Origin of the sequence: Mesorhizobium sp. WSM4935, from assembly GCF_029625735.1 — a bacterium.
In the GTDB taxonomy this organism is placed as follows: Bacteria; Pseudomonadota; Alphaproteobacteria; order Rhizobiales; family Rhizobiaceae; genus Mesorhizobium.
Genome location: NZ_JARTVR010000049.1, coordinates 1 through 578, shown reverse-complemented (window position 1 = coordinate 578; position 578 = coordinate 1). Strand labels below are relative to the sequence as shown.

General features: G+C 68.9%; 1 protein-coding gene. It reads right to left on the bottom strand.

Going from position 1 to position 578, the window contains the following annotated elements:
* A partial coding sequence (locus tag P9273_RS32045; RefSeq protein WP_278052570.1) for a VCBS domain-containing protein occupies window positions 1–578 on the bottom strand: 578 nt, incomplete at both ends.

Sequence of the window (578 nt, the reverse complement as noted above, 5' to 3'; positions counted from 1 at the left end):
AGCACCTTGCTGGTGCCGTCCGCGGTCGCCACCGTGATGCTGTCGGTGTAGTCCTGGCCGCCCACGAACTCGTTGTGGGCGCCGTTCATGGTGTAGGTCCAGGTGCCGTCGGCCGCGATCGAGAACTTGCCGTAGCCGTTGCTGCCGGCGGCGTCGGTCTGCGTCACGAAGTCGGCCGGGCTGTCCACGTCGGTGGCGTCGAGCTTGCCGCCGGTGCTTTGCGCCGCGTCGGTCTCGGTCAGCTCCGCCGTGCTGCTGCCGGTGATCACCGCCGCATCGTTGGTGCCGTGCATGGTGACGGTGAGCACCTTGCTGGTGCCGTCCGCGGTCGTCACCGTGATGCTGTCGGTGTAGTCCTGGCCGCCCACAAACTCGTTGTGGGCGCTGTTCATGGTGTAGGTCCAGGTGCCGTCGGCCGCGATCGAGAACTTGCCGTAGCCGTTGCTGCCGGCGGCGTCGGTCTGCGTCACGAAGTCGGCCGGGCTGTCCACGTCGGTGGCGTCGAGCTTGCCGCCGGTGCTTTGCGCCGCGTCGGTCTCGGTCAGCTCCGCCGTGCTGCTGCCGGTGATCACCGCCGC